Consider the following 18,205-nt stretch of genomic DNA (forward strand, 5'->3'; position numbering starts at 1 on the left):
CGCAGCGGGCGGCCGTCCAGCATCAGGAATGGGTGACGTCGGACGCGCGGCGACGCCTCAGCGGCGGTCGTCGTCGCCGTCGTCGTCCTCGTCGTCCCGCTTCAGCTGCTTGAGCTTGGCGAACACGCTCTGAACGTCGAGTTCGCGCTCCGGCTCGCCCGTGGTGATCTCGGTCGGCAGCAGCGTGTCGACCTCGGCCTCTTCCTTGTGAAGCACGGCGTCCGGGTTCGCCTTGGCGCCCTTCGCCACCTCCATGTCGAGGTCGATCTGCGAGCAGAGGCCCAGGGTCACGGGGTCGGAGGGCGTCAGGTTCTGCGCGTTCCAGTGGGTGCGATCGCGGATCGCGGCGATCGTCGTCTTGGTGGTGCCGACGAGGCGCATGATCGCGCTGTCCTTCAGCTCAGGATGGTTCCGGACCAGCCAGAGGATGGCGTTCGGACGGTCCTGGCGGCGCGAGACCGGCGTGTAGCGCGGCCCCTTGCGCGGCTTCATCGGCGGAAGGCGGACTTTGGAGACCGCGAGCTGCAGGCGATAATTCTCGTTGTTCTGGCCGCGCTCGATCTCCTCGCGGGTGATCTGTCCCGACGTGATCGGATCGAGGCCGCGAATGCCCTGGTCGGCCTCGCCGTCGGCGATGGCTTTCACCTCGAGCTCGTGGAGCTTGCAGAAATCGGCGACCTGCGAGAACGACAACGAGGTGTTTTCGACGAGCCAGACCGCGGTCGCTTTCGGCATCAGCGGCGCGTTGGACATGGTGCAAAACTCCTCTCGCTCTGCCGCCGCGTCTGCGGCGGAGCCCTGACCGAAATATCGATGACGGGATAGGGATCGATATAGAGCCTCCGGAAGGCGGGCGCAACGGACGCGGAGTCCTGTCCCGAACAAGGACGGCGAAAGGCCGGCTTGCGGGCGGGCGTCCCCTTGCGGCACGCTGCGGCGTGCGCGGACGTGGATTGAGGAGGCTTCCGATGGCGGTTTTCGACGAGGACGCCGGCGCGGCTCCGGCGCGCCGGACGGCCCACGAAATCGGACAGGAGCTCTCGGCGCTCTCCGTCGAGGAGCTCGGCCATCGCATCGCATTGCTGAAGGAGGAGATCCTCCGCCTCGAGCGCGAGGCTTCGGCGAAGTCGGCGCAGATGAGCGCGGCCGACCTGCTGTTCAGGCGCTGAGGTCGAAGCCCGCGGCGATCAGGCGGTCGTTACTCGCGGCGGTCTCATTAGCCGTTCAGGGCCATTCGCCGGGATATTCAGGACGCCAGGGTTCAGCGGTCTCGCGGCACTGTGATCGAGGTGCACGCGTCGTCGCCTGTTCGACGGCCTCGACGGTCGGCCTCCTTCTGGTCTTAAGCTTTCGGTAACCTCGCGGTCAGTCATGCGTGGGGATGCGCGGGGGTGGTCCACCGTTTGCCACCATCCCAGCGTTGATGCGAAACTTGGCCGCCGGTATCAGGTCGATGCCGCGGGCGTTCCAGAGGTGTGCGAGACATGACGGACAGGAGCGTGAAGGCCGAGGCGGACGCGGTGTCGTTCGGCGCCCGTCTCGTCGGCTCGGCGGGGTTCACCTCCCTGTTCCGCGAAGGCATGGGTCTGGTCGAGGAGACGGCGGCCTATCTCGACGGCGACGGCCGCACCGAATCGCGCAAGCTCGGCCGTCCGGAGTCGATCGCCTACGCCACCGAGAGCATGCGTCTGACGACCCGGCTGATGCAGATCGCGTCCTGGCTGCTTGTCCAGCGCGCGGTCAATGAGGGCGAGATGTCGTTCGATCAGGCGCGCGACGAGAAGCAGAAGGTGCGGCTCACGCCGATCGCCTCGACGCTTGCGCCCGATATCTTCACCCGCCTGCCTGATAGGCTCCGGGATCTGGTCGAGCGCACCGGTCGCCTCCAGGAGCGCGTTCAGATTCTCGACAGCCAGCTCGACGGCAAGGCCACGCCCGAGCAGATGGTCGGCAACCCGCTCGAGGGCCAGATGGAGCTGCTGCGCCAGGCGTTCGGCGCCGGGCGCTGAGAGTCTGACGGGAAGCGCCGCTTCAACGCACAAACGAAAACCCCGGCCGCAGGGCCGGGGATCAGCTTCGGAAGCTTTGCTGGCGCGCGGAGGGCTTTCTACCCGCCGTCGCCCCTCAGTTCGTCTTCGAGACGCTCAGACCGCCGAAGCGCTTGTTGAAGCGCGACAGGCGACCGCCGCGGTCGGTCAGCTGGGCCGAGCCGCCGGTCCACGCCGGATGGGTCTTCGGGTCGATGTCGAGCTGAAGGGTGTCGCCTTCCTTGCCCCAGGTGGAGCGGGTCTCGTACTCGGTCCCGTCGGTCATCAAGACCTTGATCGTGTGGTAGTTCGGGTGGATGTCGGCCTTCATGGTCGTCTCTATCGGTTGCGCGCGGCGTAGCCCGCGGCGCCTCACGGAATTGGCGATGGCTTCAAGCGGCCAGCCTATAACGCAAAGCCCCGCCACGAACAACCGTGCTCACGCGGAGCTTCGACGCGTAAGGCGCTGGGCGGCGGCCGAAGCCATGCGCGCCGACGCGCCGCGGCGTCAGGGCTTGTCCTGCAGGGCCTCAGGGGCCATTACCTCCCCCATGTCTGGAACGACCCCAAAGAAGGTTGCCGATGGCGCGTCGCCCTGCCGCTGTTGAATCAGGCGCTGCGGCCGCGCCGCCGACGCGGTCGCTCAGGCCGCTCGCCGCGCTTCGCCCGTATGCGTTCGCCCACAAGGGCCGGCTGGCGGGCGCGTTCGTCGCCCTCGTCGTCGCCTCGGCTGCGACGCTGGCGATCCCGGTCGCCGTCCGCAGGCTGATCGATTTCGGCTTCTCCAACAGCCATCGCGGCATGGTCGACGAGTATTTCGGCGCCATGCTCAGCGTGGTGTTCGTGCTCGCAGTGGCGAGCGCCTGCCGCTACTGGTTCGTCACGACGCTTGGCGAGCGGGTCGTGGCGGACCTCAGGACCGCGGTGTTCGCGCATCTGACGCGGCTCACGCCGTCCTTCTACGACTCGGCGCGTTCCGGCGAGATCGTCTCGCGGCTGACCGCCGACACCACCCAGATCAAGTCCGCCTTCGGCGTCACGGCGTCCCAGGCGCTGCGCAACCTGTTCCTGTTTCTCGGCGCCGCGGCGATGATGGCGGTGACGAGCCCGAAACTGTCTCTGATGGTGCTGGGAGCGATCCCGGCTATCGTGCTGCCGCTGTTCGCGTTCGGCCGCTCCGTCCGCCGCCGCTCGCGCGCCGCGCAGGATACGCTCGCCGAGGCTTCAGCGCTTGCCGGCGAGGCGATCGGCTCGATGCGCGGCGTGCAGGCGTTCAATGGCGAGCGGGGCCTCGTCCGGCGCTTCTCCGCCGTGGTCGAGAGCGCCTACGACGCGGCGCAAAGCTCGATCACCGCGCGCGCGTTGCTGACCGGCATCGGGATATTCCTGGTGTTCGCGAGCGTCGTCGCCGTGCTCTGGTACGGGACGACCGGCGTGCTGTCGGGCGAGATGTCTGCGGGGACGCTCGGCCAGTTCGTGCTCTATGCGGTGTTCTCAGCGGCGGCGATCGGCGAGCTCTCCAACGTGTGGGGCGAGATTTCGCAGGCCGCCGGCTCCGCGGAACGCCTGAACGAATTGCTGCGCACGGCGCCGAGCGTCGCCGAGCCCGCGTCGCCGCGCAGCCTGCCGGCTCCGCCGCGTGGCGCGCTCGCCTTCGAGAACGTGACGTTCGCCTATCCGGCTGAACCCTCGACGACGGTCCTCAATGGCGTGAGCCTTTCGGTCGCGCCCGGCGAGACCGTCGCCATCGTCGGGCCGTCCGGCGCGGGCAAGAGCACGCTGTTCCACCTCGCGCTGCGTTTCTACGACCCGACCGCCGGCCGCGTGACGATGGACGGCGTCGACATCAGGCTGACCACGCTCGAGGAGGCGCGCTCGCGCGTCGCCCTGGTGCCGCAGGATCCGGTGGTGTTCGCGGCGAGCGTCCGCGACAACATCCGCCTCGGCCGCGAAGAGGCGAGCGACGCGGAGGTCGAGGCCGCTGCGAAGCTCGCCGGCGCCGAGCGGTTCATCGCGTCGCTCCCGCAGGGCTACGACACCATCCTCGGCGAACGCGGCGTGACGCTCTCCGGCGGCCAACGCCAGCGCGTCGCGGTCGCGCGCGCCCTGTTGCGGGATGCGGCCGTCCTGCTGCTCGACGAGGCGACCTCCGCGCTCGACGCCGAGAGCGAGACGCTGGTGCAGGAAGCGCTTGCGGCGACGCGCGCCGGCCGCACCACGATCGTCATCGCCCACCGCCTTGCGACGGTGCTGGCCGCCGATCGCATCGTCGTTGTCGAGGGGGGACGGATCGTCGAGGAGGGCTCGCATGCCGAACTCGTCGCACGCCGCGGACTCTACGCCCGGCTCGCGGAGCTTCAGTTCGGCCGTCACGACGGGCCGCGCCGCATGGAGATCGTGGCGGGGTAAGCGCTGTGGCGCTTCAGATCGTTCTTGCCGACCCACCTGCCCAGGAAGACCGTGACGCGATCGTCCGGCCGCTGGTCGCCTTCAACACCGAGAGTTTCGGGCCGTCCGGCTTTCGCCAGATCGCCCTGCTGCTGCGCGATCCCGAGACCGGCGAGAGCGTCGGCGGGCTATGGGCGAAGGCGAGCTTCGGCTGGCTCTATGTCGAGCTGCTGGTCGTCCCCGAAGGCGCACGGCGGGGAGGTCTCGGCTCCGCTTTGATGCTAAGAGCGGAAGACGAGGCGAGACGTCTCGGATGCCGCGGCCTTTGGGTCGACTGCTTCGGACCGATGCGCGGATTCTACGAGAAAGCGGGCTACGAGGCCTTCGGCGCGATCCCGGATCATCCCGAGGGCGTCGAGCGGGTTTTCTTGAGGAAGCCGCTGCTACCGCTCGGTCAGTTTTAGCTCGATCCGGCGGTTCTTCTTGTAGGCGTCCTCGGTCTGGGCCGTATCGAGCGGCTGGAACTCGCCGAAGCCGGCGGCGACCAGCCGCTGCGGGGGGACGCCCTTCGACACGAGATACTGCACCACCGCGATCGCGCGCGCCGACGACAGCGACCAGTTTGACGGGAACGCCCCGCGCGTCGGGCGGATGTCGGTATGGCCGTCGACGCGCATCACCCAGTTGATGTCGGGCGGGATCTCGGCCGCGAGTTCGATCAGCGCCGCCGCGATCTTGTCGAGCTCGGGCTTGGCGGCCTCATTGAGCTCGGCTTGTCCGACGTCGAACAGCACCTCTGACTGGAACACGAAGCGGTCGCCGACGACCCGCACGTCCGGCCGGTCGGCGAGGATCTCGCGCAAGCGCCCGAAGAAGTCGGAGCGGTAACGCGACAGTTCCTGAACACGCTGGGCGAGCGCCACATTGAGGCGCGAGCCGAGGTCGGCGATCTTCGCCGAGCTCTCGCGATCGCGCGCTTCGGATGCGTTGAGCGCGTCCTCCAGAGCCGCGATCTGGCGGCGCAGCGCGGCAATCTGCTGGTTGAGGAGCTCGATCTGGCTGAGCGCGCGGCCGGTGACCTCCTTCTCTTGATCGAGCTGGGCCGTGAGCGCCGCCGTCCTGCCGCCCTCCGCGTCGGCGCGGGCCGCCCCGCTTTCGGCCTCCGCCTTCAACCTGTCGCGTTCGGCCTGCGTGGTCGCGAGGTTGGCCTGCAGGCTCGAGAGCTCGTCCTTGCTGGAGCGCGTCGTGGCGCGTTCGAGCGCCAGCAGCTCCGTCAGCTCCGCGATCTGAGCGTTGAGGCGCTGCATCGCCGTGTCCTTGCCGGAAACCTCGCGGCCGAGCAGGAACTGCGCGATCATGAAGACGGTCAGCAGGAAGATGATGACGAGCAGCAGCGTCGACAGCGCGTCGACGAAGCCTGGCCAGTAGTCGACCGAGCGGTACCGCCGCCGTCCGCTCAGCGCCATGGCGGCCGCCGCTCCGTCACTGGTCGGCCTGCTGGCGGCTCGCGAGCACGCGTTCGAGCAGCGCCTTGATCTCGTTCTGCTGGCTGGATTGCGCCTCGACCCAGTCACGGATCATCTGCTGCTCGGAGCGCATGTGCTTGACCAGTCCCTGAATGCCTTCCGCGAGATGAGCGGTCGCCCTGGTCGCCGACTTGGAGCCGGGCTCCGACATGATCGCCGAGAGCCGCTCGATCGCCGCCGCGAGCTGCGGCGAGGCGTCGGCGGTCGCAAGGCCCTGCCGGGCGTCGTCCTCGATGAGGTCGTCGTCGGCCGACACGATCGCCGCCAGCCAGTCCTCCAGCTCGTTATGGAAGCGGTTCTGGGCCTGCCCGGCCTGCAGGTCGAGGAAGCCGAGGATGAGAGAGCCAGAGAGGCCGAACAGCGAAGCGGAGAACGACGTGCCCATGCCCGCGAGCGGGCCAGCGAGACCCGACTTCAGCTCCTCGAACAGCACGCCGGTGTCCTGCGTTCCGCTGCCGCCAAGCGTCGATATCACGTTCGAGATCGAGCCCACCGTCTCCAGCAGGCCCCAGAAGGTGCCGAGCAGGCCGAGGAAGACGAGAAGCCCGGTGAGATAGCGGCCGATCTCGCGCGCCTCGTCGAGCCGCGTCGCGATAGAATCCAGAATCGAGCTCATCAACGGCGCGCCGATGGGGACGACGCCAAGACGGTCGCCGAGCAGGGACGCCATCGGGGCCAACAGCTTCGGCTGTTCGCGCAGCGCGAGCCCAGGCTCCGACATGCGGAAGCCGTTCACCCAGCGCACTTCGGGAAACAGCCGGATCACCTGGCGGAACGAGAGCAGCACGCCGATGATGAGCACGGCGAAGATAAGCCCGTTCAGCCCGGGATTGGAGACGAAGGCCTTCCTGATCTGCTGGTTCAGGATCAGCGCCACGAAGGCCGCAAGCGCGAGAAAGATCAGCATCCGAAGCAGGAAAACCCGGGGCGACGACAGCTTGTAGGGATCGAGCTCGGAAAAGGTCATCAGACGCCGGCGGGTTGCGAGCCGTGGAACGGCCAAATTTACACCACGCTTTCAGGCGTCAAGAAAGTGCGGTCGGGCGACACTGCGATGGAGAAAGCGTGGACCCGCGCCGCGAAGCGTCAGCCGCGCTGGCGGCCCGCCTCTCCCGGCCGGACAAAGCCGCGGCGCGGCCGCTGCGCCGCGCGGGCGGCGCCGGCTCGCTCGACGGCGCCGGACGGATCGAACAGCGGCTCGTGCCGGGCTTGCGGCTTCGCGATCTCGCCGCCGATCAAGGCCGCGACGAGATCCGCGGCCACCGCCCGGGACGTCGTTTCCGCGACCTCGACGAGTTCGAAGAAGCTCGTCACCGACTGCGCGATCTCGGGCTTGCAGACCAGCAGGGCCCGGGCGACGCCGTCGGCTTCGACGCCGGCGGCGCGCAGCATCATGATGAAGGCTTCGCCGCTCGGCTCCGCCGCGAGCCAGGAGGCGTCGGAAGGCTTGAGGCCGAGCGCCTGGCCCAGCGCCTCGGCGATCACGTGGCCGCGCCCGCTTTCGGCCGCCGCCTCGACGAGAGCGGCGTCGACGGCGTCGACGTTGCGCAGGGGACGGGCCGCGAACGCGGAACGCGTGGTGCGGGCGGCGAGCGCCGCGCGGATTTCCGCGCGGCGCTCGCGCGGCGCATGGAGATAGAGCGGAGCAAGGCCGGCGGCGTCGAGATCCGTGCGGGCGAGCAGGCCGCTCGCCAGCGCCGGGGACTGCAGGGCGCGCCCGACGAGGGCGGCGAGCGTCGCCTCACCAGGCTTGGCGGCCAGGTTTGCGACAAGAGTTTCGAGGACCAGATCGTCCGGATGATGGGCGAGGATGCGGACCATATCGCCGTCGATATCGGCGCGGCCTGCGACCGCTGCGGCCTCGGCCGGACCGCCGTCGAGAGCGAGCGTCAGCAGCGTCTGGCGCGGCAGGTCGGGGAAGCGGCTGAGCAACGGTGCGGCGACCTCCAGTTCATCCTGGAGCAGTCTTGCGATGATGGTGCGCGGCGCGCGTGGCTCATCGGCGAGCTTCCGGGCCACGATCGCGCGCGTCTCGACGTTGACGACCTCCAGAAGCTGAAGCGTAAGCTCCTCGTAGCGCGCGACTTCCTCGGGGGCGTGGTGGGGCTTCTGGATGAACAGATCCGTCAGCACCCGGACCAGGATCGGCCGCACGTCGACGCCTTCCTGCCGCGACAGGCTATCAAGCGTCTCCACGGGCAGCAGATCTTCGGTCATCGTGCGTCCGCAATGAAGGAGAGCGCGCCGCTGGCCTCGTGCCGCTTCGCGCTCAGAGTCTAAGAAAGCCATGGTTAGCGAAGGGTTAATTATGACGGCCGGCGCGAACTCGGCGCTTTGGTCAAAGCTCTTGCGCGACGCGTAATCCCCACGCCCACGCCGATAGTGGTTGCACTGCAACATTGGGGCGGCGCCGGCGCTTGTCGCATGGCCGGTAACCGCTCGTTAACCACTGCGAGCCCTCAATTCATACAGAGGGCCCGCAGTTGGGCGTATCCGTCCCGGGCCGCAACCACACCCTGACCCCTCGCTTGGGGGAGGAGCGACCCATGGGCCTCGTGCTCGCATTCCAGACGGCGCCGCGATCGGCGCCTCGCCCGCCGCAGCAGCGGCGCGCCGAACCAGCGTCCAGCGCCGACATCCTGTTCTTCACCGGCGTCCGCTACGAGAGACGGTCGGACGGCACGGCGTCGCCCGCCTCGCCGCCCTCGGATGACTCCGTCAGCGTTCCGTCGATCTCGTGAGGTAGGCCCCTGCGCGGGCGTTCTCCGCTGCTGGCGGAAGAACGCGGACCCGTATCGGCTGACCGACGACGAACAGCGGATGCGCGATCTCGGATGGCGGATCGTGATGCCGCCGCTCGAGGACCAGAGCCGCGCGCGGGCGATCGCCGAATTGCGGCGCGCCCGGATCCTGCCGGTCGACCGGCGGCGCTTCGATCGGGTGGATTATGTCCGCACGCTGATCGTCAACCTTACGTCTGGAGCGCTGCGCGCTATGCCCGCCTGAGGACGTGGTGACGGATACGCTGCGCAATGATCGCCTGGGTGCGCCAGTCGTTCGACGAGCGCCTGGGGTCCTATCGCTATGCGCTTCAGCGTCTGACGCCCGAGACGCCGGACAAGGCGGCGATCGACGCATTCGGCGCCGTGCTCGGCAGCCTACGGCCGCTCGACGCCCCCCGCGCGGCGTGTTCAAGGGCTGAGGGGTTCACCGCTCGCGGTTCAGGGAGTAAGCGTCCTCGTCGCCGCCCGGCCGCAACTGGCCTTGGACGCGAGATCCCGCAGGCCGGGGCGGGCGCTTTCGCCGGAGGCGAACAGTCTGACCAGCACGAAGCCGGTCGGGGTCGGAGACACGATCCGCAAAGCCGGCCGCCCCTCCGGCGGATCCTGCACTTCGGCCGCCGCGACATCTTCCGCGCTCAGGATGGTGACCTCGACCGCGCCGTCGGTCGTCGCGCGGTCGGTCAGCGCGTAGAACGGCAGGCCCGACCTGTTGTGCACGGAGAGCACGCCGTAGGTCGACGGCAAGGCGGCCCGTATGGTCACGGATCCCCGCGAAAGGTCGTAACGGCAGACCGCGGTCACGAAGGCCGGGTCGCGGAAGGGAAGGGCGTCCGCCTCTCCGCCGTCGTCCGCCAGCACCGCGAAACGCCCGTCGGCGTTCGCGCCGCTCAGCCGGTCATAGGCGCTGTCGCGCGCGAGCGACGGCACCGCGAGAAGGCTGGCGATATGCACGAGCCCGCCGAGCGTGAGACCGAGCGCGAGCGCATAGAGAAGCCGCATCATCGGCAGGCGCCTCGCGTGATCGTCAGCAAGGCCGAGGGCTGCTCGCGGTCGAGCGGAGAAGCGAGCGTCGTGTCGTAGAGGGAAAGTCTCACAAGGAACGGGCCGGAGCCTCCGAGCGCCGCCCAGTTGCCCGGCCGGGCGTTCCGCGACAGCAAGATCGTAAGCGGCTCCCCGTCGGCGCGCATCGCGTTCGCGCTCGTCAGCGCCGGCTCGTCGGCGTCCGTCCGCAGGCGCCGGCCGGCGCTGTCGAACAGCGCGAGCGTCCAAAGCCGGGCGGCCGGCAGGTCGCCTTCGAGCCGATAGTCGCAGGCTGCGTCGAGCGGCCGGCCGGCGTCGTCGGTCGCTGCGGTGAAAGCGAGACCGTCGCTCGCCGCGAGCGGCGCCTCGCCGCGCCTCGCCGCGCCCGCGCGCTCATAGGGGTCGGCGCGGAGCGTGCCGGCGTCGGGTTCGCTTCGCCACGGGCCGATCGAGAGCCCCGCCGCAGGCAGACCGTTCGCGACCGCCCACCATGTCGCCCCAAGCCCGAGGGCGGCGGCGAGCGTGAAGACGACCAGGACGCCGAGAACGGATCGCATCGCGGTCTCTACGGCGTCACGACCGGCGCCCCGGCGCCGGCGGCGGGAAGGATGAGAGAAGCGCGCTCCGGCTTCGGACCCCCGGCCGCCGCCACGTCCGAGACGATGGCGTTCAGCACGCGCGCGGCGTCGTCGGTCAGGTTGCGCGAGCGCGAAAGCCCGGAATCGCCGCTATCGGCCGGCGCCTGAGAGGCGACCGCCTGTCCTCCGGCCGGCAGCTTGAGGCCCGGGATCGGCCGCGGCGCGAAGCCCTGATGGGCGAAGGTCATGATGTCCTTCCACGTCATCGCGGGCAACGAGCCGCCGGTCATCTCACGCGTGGCCGTGAAATCGTCATTGCCGAACCAGACGCCGCCGACCAGCGAGCCTGTGAACCCGACGAACCAGGCGTCGCGGTAGGACTGCGAGGTGCCGGTCTTGCCGCAGACCTGGAAGCCGTCGAGCCGCGCGCGGCCGCCGGTGCCGCCTTCAGTCACCGCCAGCATCATCCGCGTCATGTCGGCGACGATATAGGGGGCGAGCGCCTGCTCCGGCTTCTTGCCGTCGCGGTCGCGCCGCCAGACCACGTCGCCCTTGGAGTCCGCCACCTCGATCGCCGCATAGGGCGGGGCGCGGCGGCCGCCATTCGCGATGGTGGCGTAGGCCGAGGTGTGGTCGAGCACGGTGACTTCTTCAACGCCGAGCGCGAGCGCGCGGCCCGGATCAAGCTTGGTGCGAATGCCCATGCGGTGCGCGATGTCGATGACCGGCTTCTGCCCGATTGCAAGCGCCAGACGAACAGGCACAGTATTGATCGACCTCGCATAAGCGTTGATGAGTTGGACTTTGCCGGCGAAGCGGCGTCCGTAGTTGCGCGGGCACCAGTTGCCGACGCAGAACGGCGCGTCGACGATGACGCTGTCGGGCGTATAGCGGCCCGAGGCGAAGGCGGCGGCGTAGACGTAGGTCTTGAACGACGAGCCCGGCTGCCTCAGCGCGTCGACCGCGCGGTTGAACTGGCTCTGGCCGTAATCGCGCCCGCCCACCATGGCGCGCACCGCGCCTTCCGGCTCCATGACGACGGCCGCCGCCTGGTCGACGTCGTAGCGGTCGCCGTACTGCCGCAGCATCTGCTCGATCGAGCCTTCCGCGTGGCGCTGCAGCGCGGGGTCGAGCGCGGTGCGGACCGTCAGCACCCGCTGGTCGCCGAAGGCGCCGTCCTTCGCCATCTGGCGGACCTCGTTGAACGCCCAGTCCAGGTAATAGTCCGGGCTCGACGCCTGCGCGACCGCGACCGGCGTCGCCGGATTGAACCGCGCCGCCTGCACCTGGCCCTCGGTCATGAAGCCGGCGTCGACCAGATTGTCGAGCACCTGGTTGGCCCGCGCCCGCGCCGCGGCGAGGTTGACGTGCGGCGCGAACTTGGTCGGCGCCTTGAACAGCCCGGCGAGCATCGCGCTTTCGGCGAGCGTCACCTCCTTCGCGGACTTGCCGAAATAGAAATGCGCCGCCGCGTCCACGCCGAACGCCCCGCCGCCCATATAGGCGCGGTCGAGATAGAGCTTCAGGATCTCGTCCTTGCTGAGGTGGTGCTCCAGCCACAGCGCGAGGAACGCCTCCTTGATCTTGCGCTCCAGCGTCCGCTCGTTCGACAGGAAGATGTTCTTCGCGAGCTGCTGGGTGATCGACGAGCCGCCCTGCCGCACCCCGTTCGCCTTGGCGTTGGTCACGATCGCGCGCAGCGTGCCGGCGACGTCGATGCCGAAATGCTGGTAGAAGCGCCGGTCCTCGGTCGCGAGCGCCGCCTTGATCAGGTGGTCGGGATATTCGCTCAGAGGGATGCCGTCGTTCTGCATCACGCCGCGCTTGCCGAGCTCGACGCCGTGGCGGTCGAGGAAGGTGACGGAGAGGTCGGCGCGGCTCAGCCAGTCGTCCCCGGTCTCCTGGAACGCCGGCACCGCGAGCGCAAGCAGCAGGGTGGCCGCGACCGCGCCCATCGTCAGCCCCTCGCACGCGAGCTCGACCGTCCAGCGCCGCCAGCCGCGGACGCGGAACCCGTCGAACGCCGCGCAGACCGAATCCCACTTGCGCGACAGCGTCGGCCCGGATTTCCAGACCGTGTCGTCGAGCCAGGAATCGAGCCCGAGCAGCGCGTTCCGCCAGCTGAACGGGCGCCGGACCTTCGTCGATGCAGGCCGCCCTTCTTCACCTCTCCCCAGCGGGGAGAGGTCGGCGCGCAGCGCCGGGTGAGGGGGCCTGGACCTTTCCGGAGAACGCGACACCCCCTCACCCGCCGCGGCTGACGCCGCGTCGACCTCTCCCCGCCGGGGAGAGGTGAGGGCCTGCGCCTCGTTCGGTCCCCGCCCGATCGCCGGATCGCGCTCTTCACCTCGCCCCGGCTCAATTCGGGTGTTCCCGAATTGAGCGAGCCGGAATGGCGAAGTCGGAAACATCCGACTTCGCTTGGAGAGGTCGGCGCGCAGCGCCGGGTGAGGGGGCCTGGACCTTTCCGGAGAACGCGACGCCCCCTCACCCGCCGCGGCTGACGCCGCGTCGACCTCTCCCCCCAGGGGAGAGGTGAAGGCTCGCGCCTCTTTCGTCTGTCTTTCCTGCTCGGCCGCGGCGCGGCGCTCGGCCTTCGCCGCCTCGGCCGCCGTCAGCGTGCGGTCGGCCCAGGCCTCGAACCGGCGCTGCGCCTCGTCCGCCGCCCTCAGCCCGTGGTCGAGCCCGCGCGCGGCCGCCCGGCGCAGGCCGGCGGCCAGCCGAAGCGCGCTGTCGCGCAAGCCTTGCCCGAACTCGTCCAACCCCCCGAACCTCGCTTGAGCGTGGCGTCAGCCCGGGACGGACTTGACGCGTTCTCTCCCGCCGCGCAAGACCCATGCCGCGCGGTATCCCCATAACGCACGGAACCTGCATCCCGCGATGAGCCACCACCTTCTCGAAATGGCCAAAAACCTTCTCGGCGCAGCCCAAGAGGACGACGTCCAGCCTTTCTGGAAGGTGAAGGGTCTCGACGAGATGACCGCGCCGGAATGGGAGAGCCTGTGCGACGGCTGCGGCCGCTGCTGCCTGCTGAAGCTGCAGGACGAGGACACCGAGCGCGTCTACTACACCGACGTCTCCTGCCGCCTGCTCGACTGCGCCTCCTGCCGCTGCTCGGACTACCCCAACCGCGCGGCGGTGGTGCCCGACTGCGTGCAGCTCACCCCGCAGACGGTCGAGGACATCGGCTGGCTGCCGCTCACCTGCGGCTACCGCCTGATCCGCGACGGCAAGGACCTCGCCTGGTGGCACCCGCTGGTCTCCGGCTCCCCCGACACCGTGCACGAAGCCGGAATCTCGGTCCGCGACAAGGTGTTCGGCCCGGAGACCGAGGTCGGCGTCGACGCATTGGAGGACCGCATCGTCAGCTGGCCGGGCAAGTGGGTGAAGCGGGGCAAGAGACGGACGCCATGATCCCCTGGGTCCATCTCGACACGGCCAAGGCGCCGGGCGGCGGCGGCGAGCTCAGGCTGTCGCGGCGGGGAAGCGAATTCTCGATCCGCATCGGGCAGGCCGAGTTGATGAACAGCCGGCTGAGCGGCTCCGAAAAGGCGCTGGCGACGCTCGCTTTCGAGAAAATCAGCGACCGCGCGCGGCCGCGCATGCTGATCGGCGGCCTCGGCATGGGCTTTACGCTCGGCGCCGCGCTCGAGGTCCTGCCGGCCGGCGCCTCCGTCGTGGTCGCGGAGCTGGTCCCGGCGGTCGTCGCCTGGGCGCGCGGGCCGATGGCGGAGATTTTCGGGGACAGCCTGAGCGATCCGCGGGTCACGATCGTCGAGGACGACGTCGGCGCCGTGATCCGCGCCGGGCGCGGCGGCTACGACGCCATCCTGCTCGACGTCGACAACGGCCCGGAGGGCATGACGCGCGCCTCGAACGACGGCCTCTACGGCGTCGAGGGCCTGGGCGACGCCCGCGCGGCGCTGAAGCCCGGCGGCGTGCTCGCGGTGTGGTCGCAGGGGCCGGACAAGGCGTTCGGCGCCCGGCTGTTCAAATCCGGCTTTACGACCGAAGAGCACCGCGTCCGCGCCCACCGCGCCGGCAAGGGCGCCCGCCACGTGATCTGGATTGCGACGAAGGGGGAGGCGGGGGCGCGGCGGAGGTGAGCTGAGGCCCGCTCGGAGCTGCCGGGCTGGCACGAGGCCGCCCGCATCTTCCGCTGCGACGGGACGACGGCCGGCGCCTGAATCATCTGCGACACCTAATCTATGCGCGTTTTACCGTCACCAGCTAATAGAGGTTGCATATTTAGACGGAATTTCGTCTCCTTTATTGAACGGAGAAAACGATGAAAGTCACACCTGTATCGAAGACTCTTGCCGACGTCCTACGGGGGAGTTTTCTGAAGGTTCCTCGGTTTCAGAGGCCATACGATTGGGACCGAGAGAACCTTACAGAGTTTTGGAATGATTTGAAGGACCGTTCCGATCCCGACTATTTTATGGGTTCTGTGGTTATTTTTGCAGATCAGAAAGAAAAAAACGTTCTATTTATCGTTGACGGGCAGCAAAGAATAACAACGATAACGATCATGCTGTCGATAATTAGAGATGCATTGGCGGATTTGGACGAGGCCGGACCATCAGAGGCCGTCCATAAACTGATTGAAGCGCGAGATTTGGACGATAAAAGGCGTTTTGTTTTAGAGCACGATCCGGCAGATCGATATCTACAGTATGCTATTCAGTCTCAGAAGCCGGATCACAAGGCAGCTCCTGAAGGTCCGCAGCAGTTAAATTTGCAAGCAGCGTACCGATTTTTGCAATCAGGCTTAAACTTGCACCTTAAAAACACTTTTTCTAATAAAAGAAAAGAGTCCGTTGATTATCTAAAGCATATAAGGGATTGCCTGCTTCAGATGCATTTCATAAGCATCGAATTAGATAACGAGGATGATGCTTACGTCATATTTGAAACACTAAATACACGTGGAAAGGATCTTCGTGTATCGGACTTGCTAAAGAACCATTTTATGCGACTTATACCACAAAAGACAAAAGGTTTAGATACTGCAAGGGATAACTGGAGCGAAATGATGGAGACGCTGAACAGCGTAACGGTCATGATCGATCCTGACTCTTTTATATTGCATTATTGGCTATCAAGCCAGTCGTATGTTTCAAAGGCGAATTTATTTCTCAAATTTAAGGAAAAGATTAAGAAAAATAACGCAAAAAATTGGCTCGATGAAGTTAATGCTGCTGCTCGGACTTATGTTCGCTGCATGGCTCCTTTGGAATTCAAATTCGCCAAAGAGGAGCGCCCGCTACAAGAATCGTTAAGTGCTATTAAAGTATTTGGCGTGGCCCAAGTAGCTCCTCTAATGCTTGCTATTATGACGCAGTACGAGAGAAAAGTGATATCTCTGAAATCTACACGCGGCGCGTTCGATTTAATTGAGAAATTTACATTCCAGTTCAATGCGTTAATGCAGTCTCGCGGTGGTGGCGGCGTGTCCAATATGTATGCAAAACTTGCTCAGAGTACCATGGCATGTGATTCAGGCCAAAGCTTTGCTAATGTGCTTGCCGATATGAAGGACAAGTTTCGAGAGCGCGTCCCCGACGAGACGGAGTTCTCTTTGCAGTTTACTCGTATAACTTATCGAGACACATACACGCGAGAGCGGCCGTTGGTACGCTACGTCCTAACCAAACTGGCTCGCCACTACGGAATGCCTGCGGAGATCGACGTAGGTATGCTCACAATCGAGCATATTCAGCCTCAGTCTAACGGCGAGGAGACCAACGACGAATTCGATGTCGGTGCCATCGGAAATCTTATTTTCATGAACGAAGGCCTAAATGGGAAGCTTGATAACAAATCCTTCGTGGCCAAGAAGCCGTTTTTTGAAGTGTCCAATAACGTGTATCCCGACGACTTTCTGAAGAAATCTAATAAATGGTCCGACAAAATGATCGCTGAACGCGGCGTTCATTTAGCAGGCGTTGGGTATAACGAGATCTGGAACATTTAATGCAATGTGGACCGTGAAGGTCAAGGCGATGTCCGGTGCTAACGCTATAGTGGTGTTACGAGGCGATACGCTAGTAGGAAAAAAATCATAGACATCCGGCGGTCCGGGAGCTATGTTCATGGAACTTGTCATCCCGACGCCCCTCATGCCCGCCTTCCGCCACCACACCCCCGACGAGATCGCGCAGGCCAGGACCCTCTATGAGGAGACGGACCTGTCGCCGCGCGACATCGCGCGGATTCTGGGGCTTGGCGTCAACACCTTCTACCGGCGGGTGAAGCGCTGGGGGTGGCGGCGGAGGCGCCTGCGGGTCGAGGAGGTCGACGCGCTGGCGCTCGAGGCCGCGGCCTCGCGCGACGTGGAGCTCGCGGCGGTCGGCCAGCGGGTGCTGGACGACAGGCGCGCCGCGATCGACCGGGCGGAGGCGGTCGTCGTCGGGCAACTGAAGGCGCTTGAGCTGATGCAGGAGCGCGTCGCGCTCGCGGCGCTGACCGTGCTCGACAGCGAGAAGACCGGCCGCGCGGTGCAGAACCTCGCCAAGGCTCTGGTCGAGATCGCCCGCTACCGCTCGGAGGCGCAAGGGCCGCGGCGGAGCGCGTCAGCCGATCAGGACGACGCCGAGCTCGACGAGATGCGCAGGCGGCTCGCCCGCCAGCTCGAGGCGCTGCAGGCGACGGTCGAGGCGGAGGAGGCCGGGGAGGGCGTTCAGGGCCGGGGCGCGTTCGACGCGACCTGATGGAGCAGCGCGTCGCGCTCGTCCTGCGTCAGGCCTTCGCCCGCCAGCATCTCCGCGGCGAGCGCCGAGAGGGCCGACCGGAGGCGTGCGGCGAGGCTGAGGATTTCGGAGAGCGCGACGATCATCCCGTGCCTGTTTCCTGTCGTTTCGATGGTGCGACGGCCGCAGAAGGGCCTGCGGCCGTCGCCTCGGGCGGGGACGTCGCCGCGTGGGGACGCGGGAACGCGACGTCGATCTCGCCCGATTGCGGGACGCGGGGGAGGTGGCCTTAGTAGCGATAGGTGACGCCGAGCCCGGCCAGTCCGCCGGTCTTGGCGCCGTTCTTGACGATCGGGCTGTCGGCGGCGTCGCCGACATAGCGGGTGACGGCGGCGCGGGCGACGACGCCCCAATGCTCGCTCAGCTGATAGCCGACCGCGAGACCGGCGGTGACGTCCCTGACGCCGGCGTCCGGGCGATAGGCGCTGAGGCCCGAGCGCGCCGCGCCGGCCTCGGTCACGCCGAAATAGGCGCGGTTGAACTTCTTGCTGCCGTAGGTCACGTCGGAATCGAGGTTGACGTAGAGCGGCCCCCACCTGAGCGCCGCGTAGGAGACGCCGGCCGCGACCGTGAAGCCGTCGTGACCGTCGGCGACGTCCTGCAGGGCGGTCAGCGTGAGGCTCACCGCGCCCTGGCCGTTGGAGTCGCCGCCGAACTTGTATCCGACGAAGCCGCCGACCTCGACCGCAGCGTCGACCTTCTCGAGCTTCCGCACCGGCCCCTTGACGTCGTGGTCGCGCTCGCCGCGGTATTTGACCACCGGCCCGAACGACCACGCGCTGTCGCCGAGGACGTCGAGGCGGGCCTCCGTCCCCCTGATCTGGAGCTCCATGCCGCGCCAGCCGAGGTTCGCCACCACGAACGGGATCGCCTTGTAGCGCTTCGAGCCGGCGTATTCCGGCGCCATGCCGCCGCCGATCGCGACGAAGGCGGAGACCACGCGGTCGTTCGCGGCGACGTCGGGCTCGACCTCGGCCGGCGGCATGTCGGCGCCAAGCGCGCTTCCGGCGTAACCGATCCCAAGCGCCACCGTCGCCAGCGCCGCGACGCTCCTCAAGCGAAACTCACTCATTGCAAAACCCCCTCGCCATGCCGTCTGAGGCGACGGCGCGGTTCGTCGGGTATGCAGGG

Annotated in this window: 20 protein-coding genes; 10 read left to right on the forward strand and 10 right to left on the reverse strand. The window is 67.2% G+C overall.

The features are described from left to right. Positions 1-57: 57 nt before the first annotated feature. Complete coding sequence (locus PKE75_RS07575; protein WP_271168105.1) at positions 58-753, reverse strand: DUF1013 domain-containing protein; 696 nt, start codon at positions 751-753, stop codon at positions 58-60. Positions 754-968: 215 nt separating this feature from the next. Between PKE75_RS07575 and PKE75_RS07580 the strand changes: the two genes are divergently transcribed. Together PKE75_RS07580 and rcdA are read left to right on the forward strand one after the other, a co-directional pair. After that, positions 969-1,169, forward strand: a complete 201-nt coding sequence (locus PKE75_RS07580) for a DUF1192 domain-containing protein (protein ID WP_271168106.1) — start codon at positions 969-971, stop codon at positions 1,167-1,169. A gap of 315 nt (positions 1,170-1,484) precedes the next feature. Beyond that, entirely contained in the window at positions 1,485-2,009 is a 525-nt protein-coding gene (gene rcdA / locus PKE75_RS07585; protein ID WP_271168107.1) for a protease adaptor protein RcdA, read from the forward strand. Positions 2,010-2,124: 115 nt separating this feature from the next. Here rcdA and rpmE read toward each other — a convergent pair whose 3' ends face one another. Further along, the gene (gene rpmE, locus PKE75_RS07590) at positions 2,125-2,358 is read right to left on the reverse strand and encodes a 50S ribosomal protein L31 (RefSeq protein ID WP_271168108.1); all 234 of its coding nucleotides are present in this window, start codon (positions 2,356-2,358) and stop codon (positions 2,125-2,127) included. 251 nt (positions 2,359-2,609) lie between these two features. On the opposite strand from rpmE, the gene PKE75_RS07595 reads away from it, so the two are divergent. Then, complete coding sequence (locus PKE75_RS07595; RefSeq protein ID WP_271168109.1) at positions 2,610-4,436, forward strand: ABC transporter transmembrane domain-containing protein; 1,827 nt, start codon at positions 2,610-2,612, stop codon at positions 4,434-4,436. Positions 4,437-4,441: 5 nt separating this feature from the next. After that, a complete protein-coding gene (locus tag PKE75_RS07600) occupies positions 4,442-4,879 on the forward strand; it encodes a GNAT family N-acetyltransferase (RefSeq protein WP_271168110.1) in 438 nt (145 codons plus the stop codon). Here PKE75_RS07600 and PKE75_RS07605 read toward each other — a convergent pair. From PKE75_RS07605 to PKE75_RS07615, 3 genes are all read right to left on the reverse strand, one after another. Continuing rightward, positions 4,859-5,881, reverse strand: a complete 1,023-nt coding sequence (locus PKE75_RS07605; protein ID WP_271168111.1) for a peptidoglycan -binding protein — start codon at positions 5,879-5,881, stop codon at positions 4,859-4,861. The genes PKE75_RS07600 and PKE75_RS07605 overlap by 21 nt on opposite strands. Before the next feature lie 16 nt (positions 5,882-5,897). After that, positions 5,898-6,908, reverse strand: a complete 1,011-nt coding sequence (locus PKE75_RS07610; protein ID WP_271168112.1) for a flagellar motor protein MotA — start codon at positions 6,906-6,908, stop codon at positions 5,898-5,900. Positions 6,909-7,027: 119 nt separating this feature from the next. Then, positions 7,028-8,158 (reverse strand): DUF2336 domain-containing protein, encoded by a 1,131-nt coding sequence (locus PKE75_RS07615; RefSeq protein ID WP_271168113.1) that lies wholly within the window; start codon positions 8,156-8,158, stop codon positions 7,028-7,030. Between the two features lie 329 nt (positions 8,159-8,487). Between PKE75_RS07615 and PKE75_RS07620 the strand changes: the two genes are divergently transcribed. Beyond that, positions 8,488-8,682: a hypothetical protein gene (locus PKE75_RS07620; protein WP_271168114.1), complete on the forward strand. Its 195-nt coding sequence runs from the start codon at positions 8,488-8,490 to the stop codon at positions 8,680-8,682. Between the two features lie 79 nt (positions 8,683-8,761). After that, positions 8,762-8,947, forward strand: coding sequence for a hypothetical protein (locus PKE75_RS07625; protein ID WP_271168115.1), 186 nt, complete (start codon positions 8,762-8,764; stop codon positions 8,945-8,947). 215 nt (positions 8,948-9,162) lie between these two features. On the opposite strand, the gene PKE75_RS07630 is transcribed toward PKE75_RS07625, so the two are convergent. The 3 genes from PKE75_RS07630 to PKE75_RS07640 are packed head-to-tail and all read right to left on the reverse strand — an operon-like array spanning position 9,163 to position 13,063. Then, on the reverse strand, positions 9,163-9,726 hold the full coding sequence (locus PKE75_RS07630) for a DUF1254 domain-containing protein (RefSeq protein ID WP_271168116.1): 564 nt from the start codon (positions 9,724-9,726) through the stop codon (positions 9,163-9,165). After that, positions 9,723-10,301 (reverse strand): DUF1214 domain-containing protein, encoded by a 579-nt coding sequence (locus tag PKE75_RS07635; protein WP_271168117.1) that lies wholly within the window; start codon positions 10,299-10,301, stop codon positions 9,723-9,725. The genes PKE75_RS07630 and PKE75_RS07635 overlap by 4 nt, the downstream gene beginning before the upstream one ends. An 8-nt stretch (positions 10,302-10,309) precedes the next feature. Then, a complete protein-coding gene (locus PKE75_RS07640) occupies positions 10,310-13,063 on the reverse strand; it encodes a transglycosylase domain-containing protein (protein WP_271168118.1) in 2,754 nt (917 codons plus the stop codon). 160 nt (positions 13,064-13,223) lie between these two features. Between PKE75_RS07640 and PKE75_RS07645 the strand changes: the two genes are divergently transcribed. The 4 genes from PKE75_RS07645 to PKE75_RS07660 all read left to right on the forward strand — a co-directional run bounded on the left by PKE75_RS07645 (position 13,224) and on the right by PKE75_RS07660 (position 17,035). Then, a complete protein-coding gene (locus PKE75_RS07645; protein WP_271168530.1) occupies positions 13,224-13,736 on the forward strand; it encodes a YcgN family cysteine cluster protein in 513 nt (170 codons plus the stop codon). Next, a complete protein-coding gene (locus PKE75_RS07650) occupies positions 13,733-14,428 on the forward strand; it encodes a spermidine synthase (protein WP_271168119.1) in 696 nt (231 codons plus the stop codon). The genes PKE75_RS07645 and PKE75_RS07650 overlap by 4 nt, the downstream gene beginning before the upstream one ends. Before the next feature lie 182 nt (positions 14,429-14,610). Continuing rightward, positions 14,611-16,299 carry a DUF262 domain-containing protein gene (locus PKE75_RS07655; protein ID WP_271168120.1) on the forward strand — a complete coding sequence of 563 codons (1,689 nt, stop codon included), beginning with the start codon at positions 14,611-14,613 and terminating at the stop codon, positions 16,297-16,299. 118 nt (positions 16,300-16,417) lie between these two features. Continuing rightward, positions 16,418-17,035 (forward strand): hypothetical protein, encoded by a 618-nt coding sequence (locus tag PKE75_RS07660; protein ID WP_271168121.1) that lies wholly within the window; start codon positions 16,418-16,420, stop codon positions 17,033-17,035. Here PKE75_RS07660 and PKE75_RS07665 read toward each other — a convergent pair. Then, on the reverse strand, positions 17,005-17,160 hold the full coding sequence (locus PKE75_RS07665) for a hypothetical protein (protein ID WP_271168122.1): 156 nt from the start codon (positions 17,158-17,160) through the stop codon (positions 17,005-17,007). The two genes, PKE75_RS07660 and PKE75_RS07665, sit on opposite strands and share 31 nt — an antisense overlap. 143 nt (positions 17,161-17,303) lie before the next feature. Then, the gene (locus PKE75_RS07670) at positions 17,304-18,146 is read right to left on the reverse strand and encodes a MipA/OmpV family protein (RefSeq protein ID WP_271168123.1); all 843 of its coding nucleotides are present in this window, start codon (positions 18,144-18,146) and stop codon (positions 17,304-17,306) included. Positions 18,147-18,205 lie beyond the last annotated feature (59 nt).

Source organism: Hansschlegelia plantiphila (assembly GCF_027922265.1).
GTDB lineage: Bacteria > Pseudomonadota > Alphaproteobacteria > Rhizobiales > Methylopilaceae > Methylopila > Methylopila plantiphila.

Excerpts from the sequence above, each read along its gene's own strand:
- PKE75_RS07575 (WP_271168105.1), bottom strand. The coding sequence starts at position 753 with ATGTCCAACGCGCCGCTGATGCCGAAAGCGACCGCGGTCTGGCTCGTC.
- PKE75_RS07580 (WP_271168106.1), top strand. The coding sequence starts at position 969 with ATGGCGGTTTTCGACGAGGACGCCGGCGCGGCTCCGGCGCGCCGGACG.
- rcdA (WP_271168107.1), top strand. The coding sequence starts at position 1,485 with ATGACGGACAGGAGCGTGAAGGCCGAGGCGGACGCGGTGTCGTTCGGC.
- rpmE (WP_271168108.1), bottom strand. The coding sequence starts at position 2,358 with ATGAAGGCCGACATCCACCCGAACTACCACACGATCAAGGTCTTGATG.
- PKE75_RS07595 (WP_271168109.1), top strand. The coding sequence starts at position 2,610 with ATGGCGCGTCGCCCTGCCGCTGTTGAATCAGGCGCTGCGGCCGCGCCG.
- PKE75_RS07605 (WP_271168111.1), bottom strand. The coding sequence starts at position 5,881 with ATGGCGCTGAGCGGACGGCGGCGGTACCGCTCGGTCGACTACTGGCCA.
- PKE75_RS07610 (WP_271168112.1), bottom strand. The coding sequence starts at position 6,908 with ATGACCTTTTCCGAGCTCGATCCCTACAAGCTGTCGTCGCCCCGGGTT.
- PKE75_RS07615 (WP_271168113.1), bottom strand. The coding sequence starts at position 8,158 with ATGACCGAAGATCTGCTGCCCGTGGAGACGCTTGATAGCCTGTCGCGG.
- PKE75_RS07620 (WP_271168114.1), top strand. The coding sequence starts at position 8,488 with ATGGGCCTCGTGCTCGCATTCCAGACGGCGCCGCGATCGGCGCCTCGC.
- PKE75_RS07625 (WP_271168115.1), top strand. The coding sequence starts at position 8,762 with ATGCGCGATCTCGGATGGCGGATCGTGATGCCGCCGCTCGAGGACCAG.
- PKE75_RS07630 (WP_271168116.1), bottom strand. The coding sequence starts at position 9,726 with ATGATGCGGCTTCTCTATGCGCTCGCGCTCGGTCTCACGCTCGGCGGG.
- PKE75_RS07635 (WP_271168117.1), bottom strand. The coding sequence starts at position 10,301 with ATGCGATCCGTTCTCGGCGTCCTGGTCGTCTTCACGCTCGCCGCCGCC.
- PKE75_RS07645 (WP_271168530.1), top strand. The coding sequence starts at position 13,224 with ATGGCCAAAAACCTTCTCGGCGCAGCCCAAGAGGACGACGTCCAGCCT.
- PKE75_RS07650 (WP_271168119.1), top strand. The coding sequence starts at position 13,733 with ATGATCCCCTGGGTCCATCTCGACACGGCCAAGGCGCCGGGCGGCGGC.
- PKE75_RS07655 (WP_271168120.1), top strand. The coding sequence starts at position 14,611 with ATGAAAGTCACACCTGTATCGAAGACTCTTGCCGACGTCCTACGGGGG.
- PKE75_RS07660 (WP_271168121.1), top strand. The coding sequence starts at position 16,418 with ATGGAACTTGTCATCCCGACGCCCCTCATGCCCGCCTTCCGCCACCAC.
- PKE75_RS07665 (WP_271168122.1), bottom strand. The coding sequence starts at position 17,160 with ATGATCGTCGCGCTCTCCGAAATCCTCAGCCTCGCCGCACGCCTCCGG.
- PKE75_RS07670 (WP_271168123.1), bottom strand. The coding sequence starts at position 18,146 with ATGAGTGAGTTTCGCTTGAGGAGCGTCGCGGCGCTGGCGACGGTGGCG.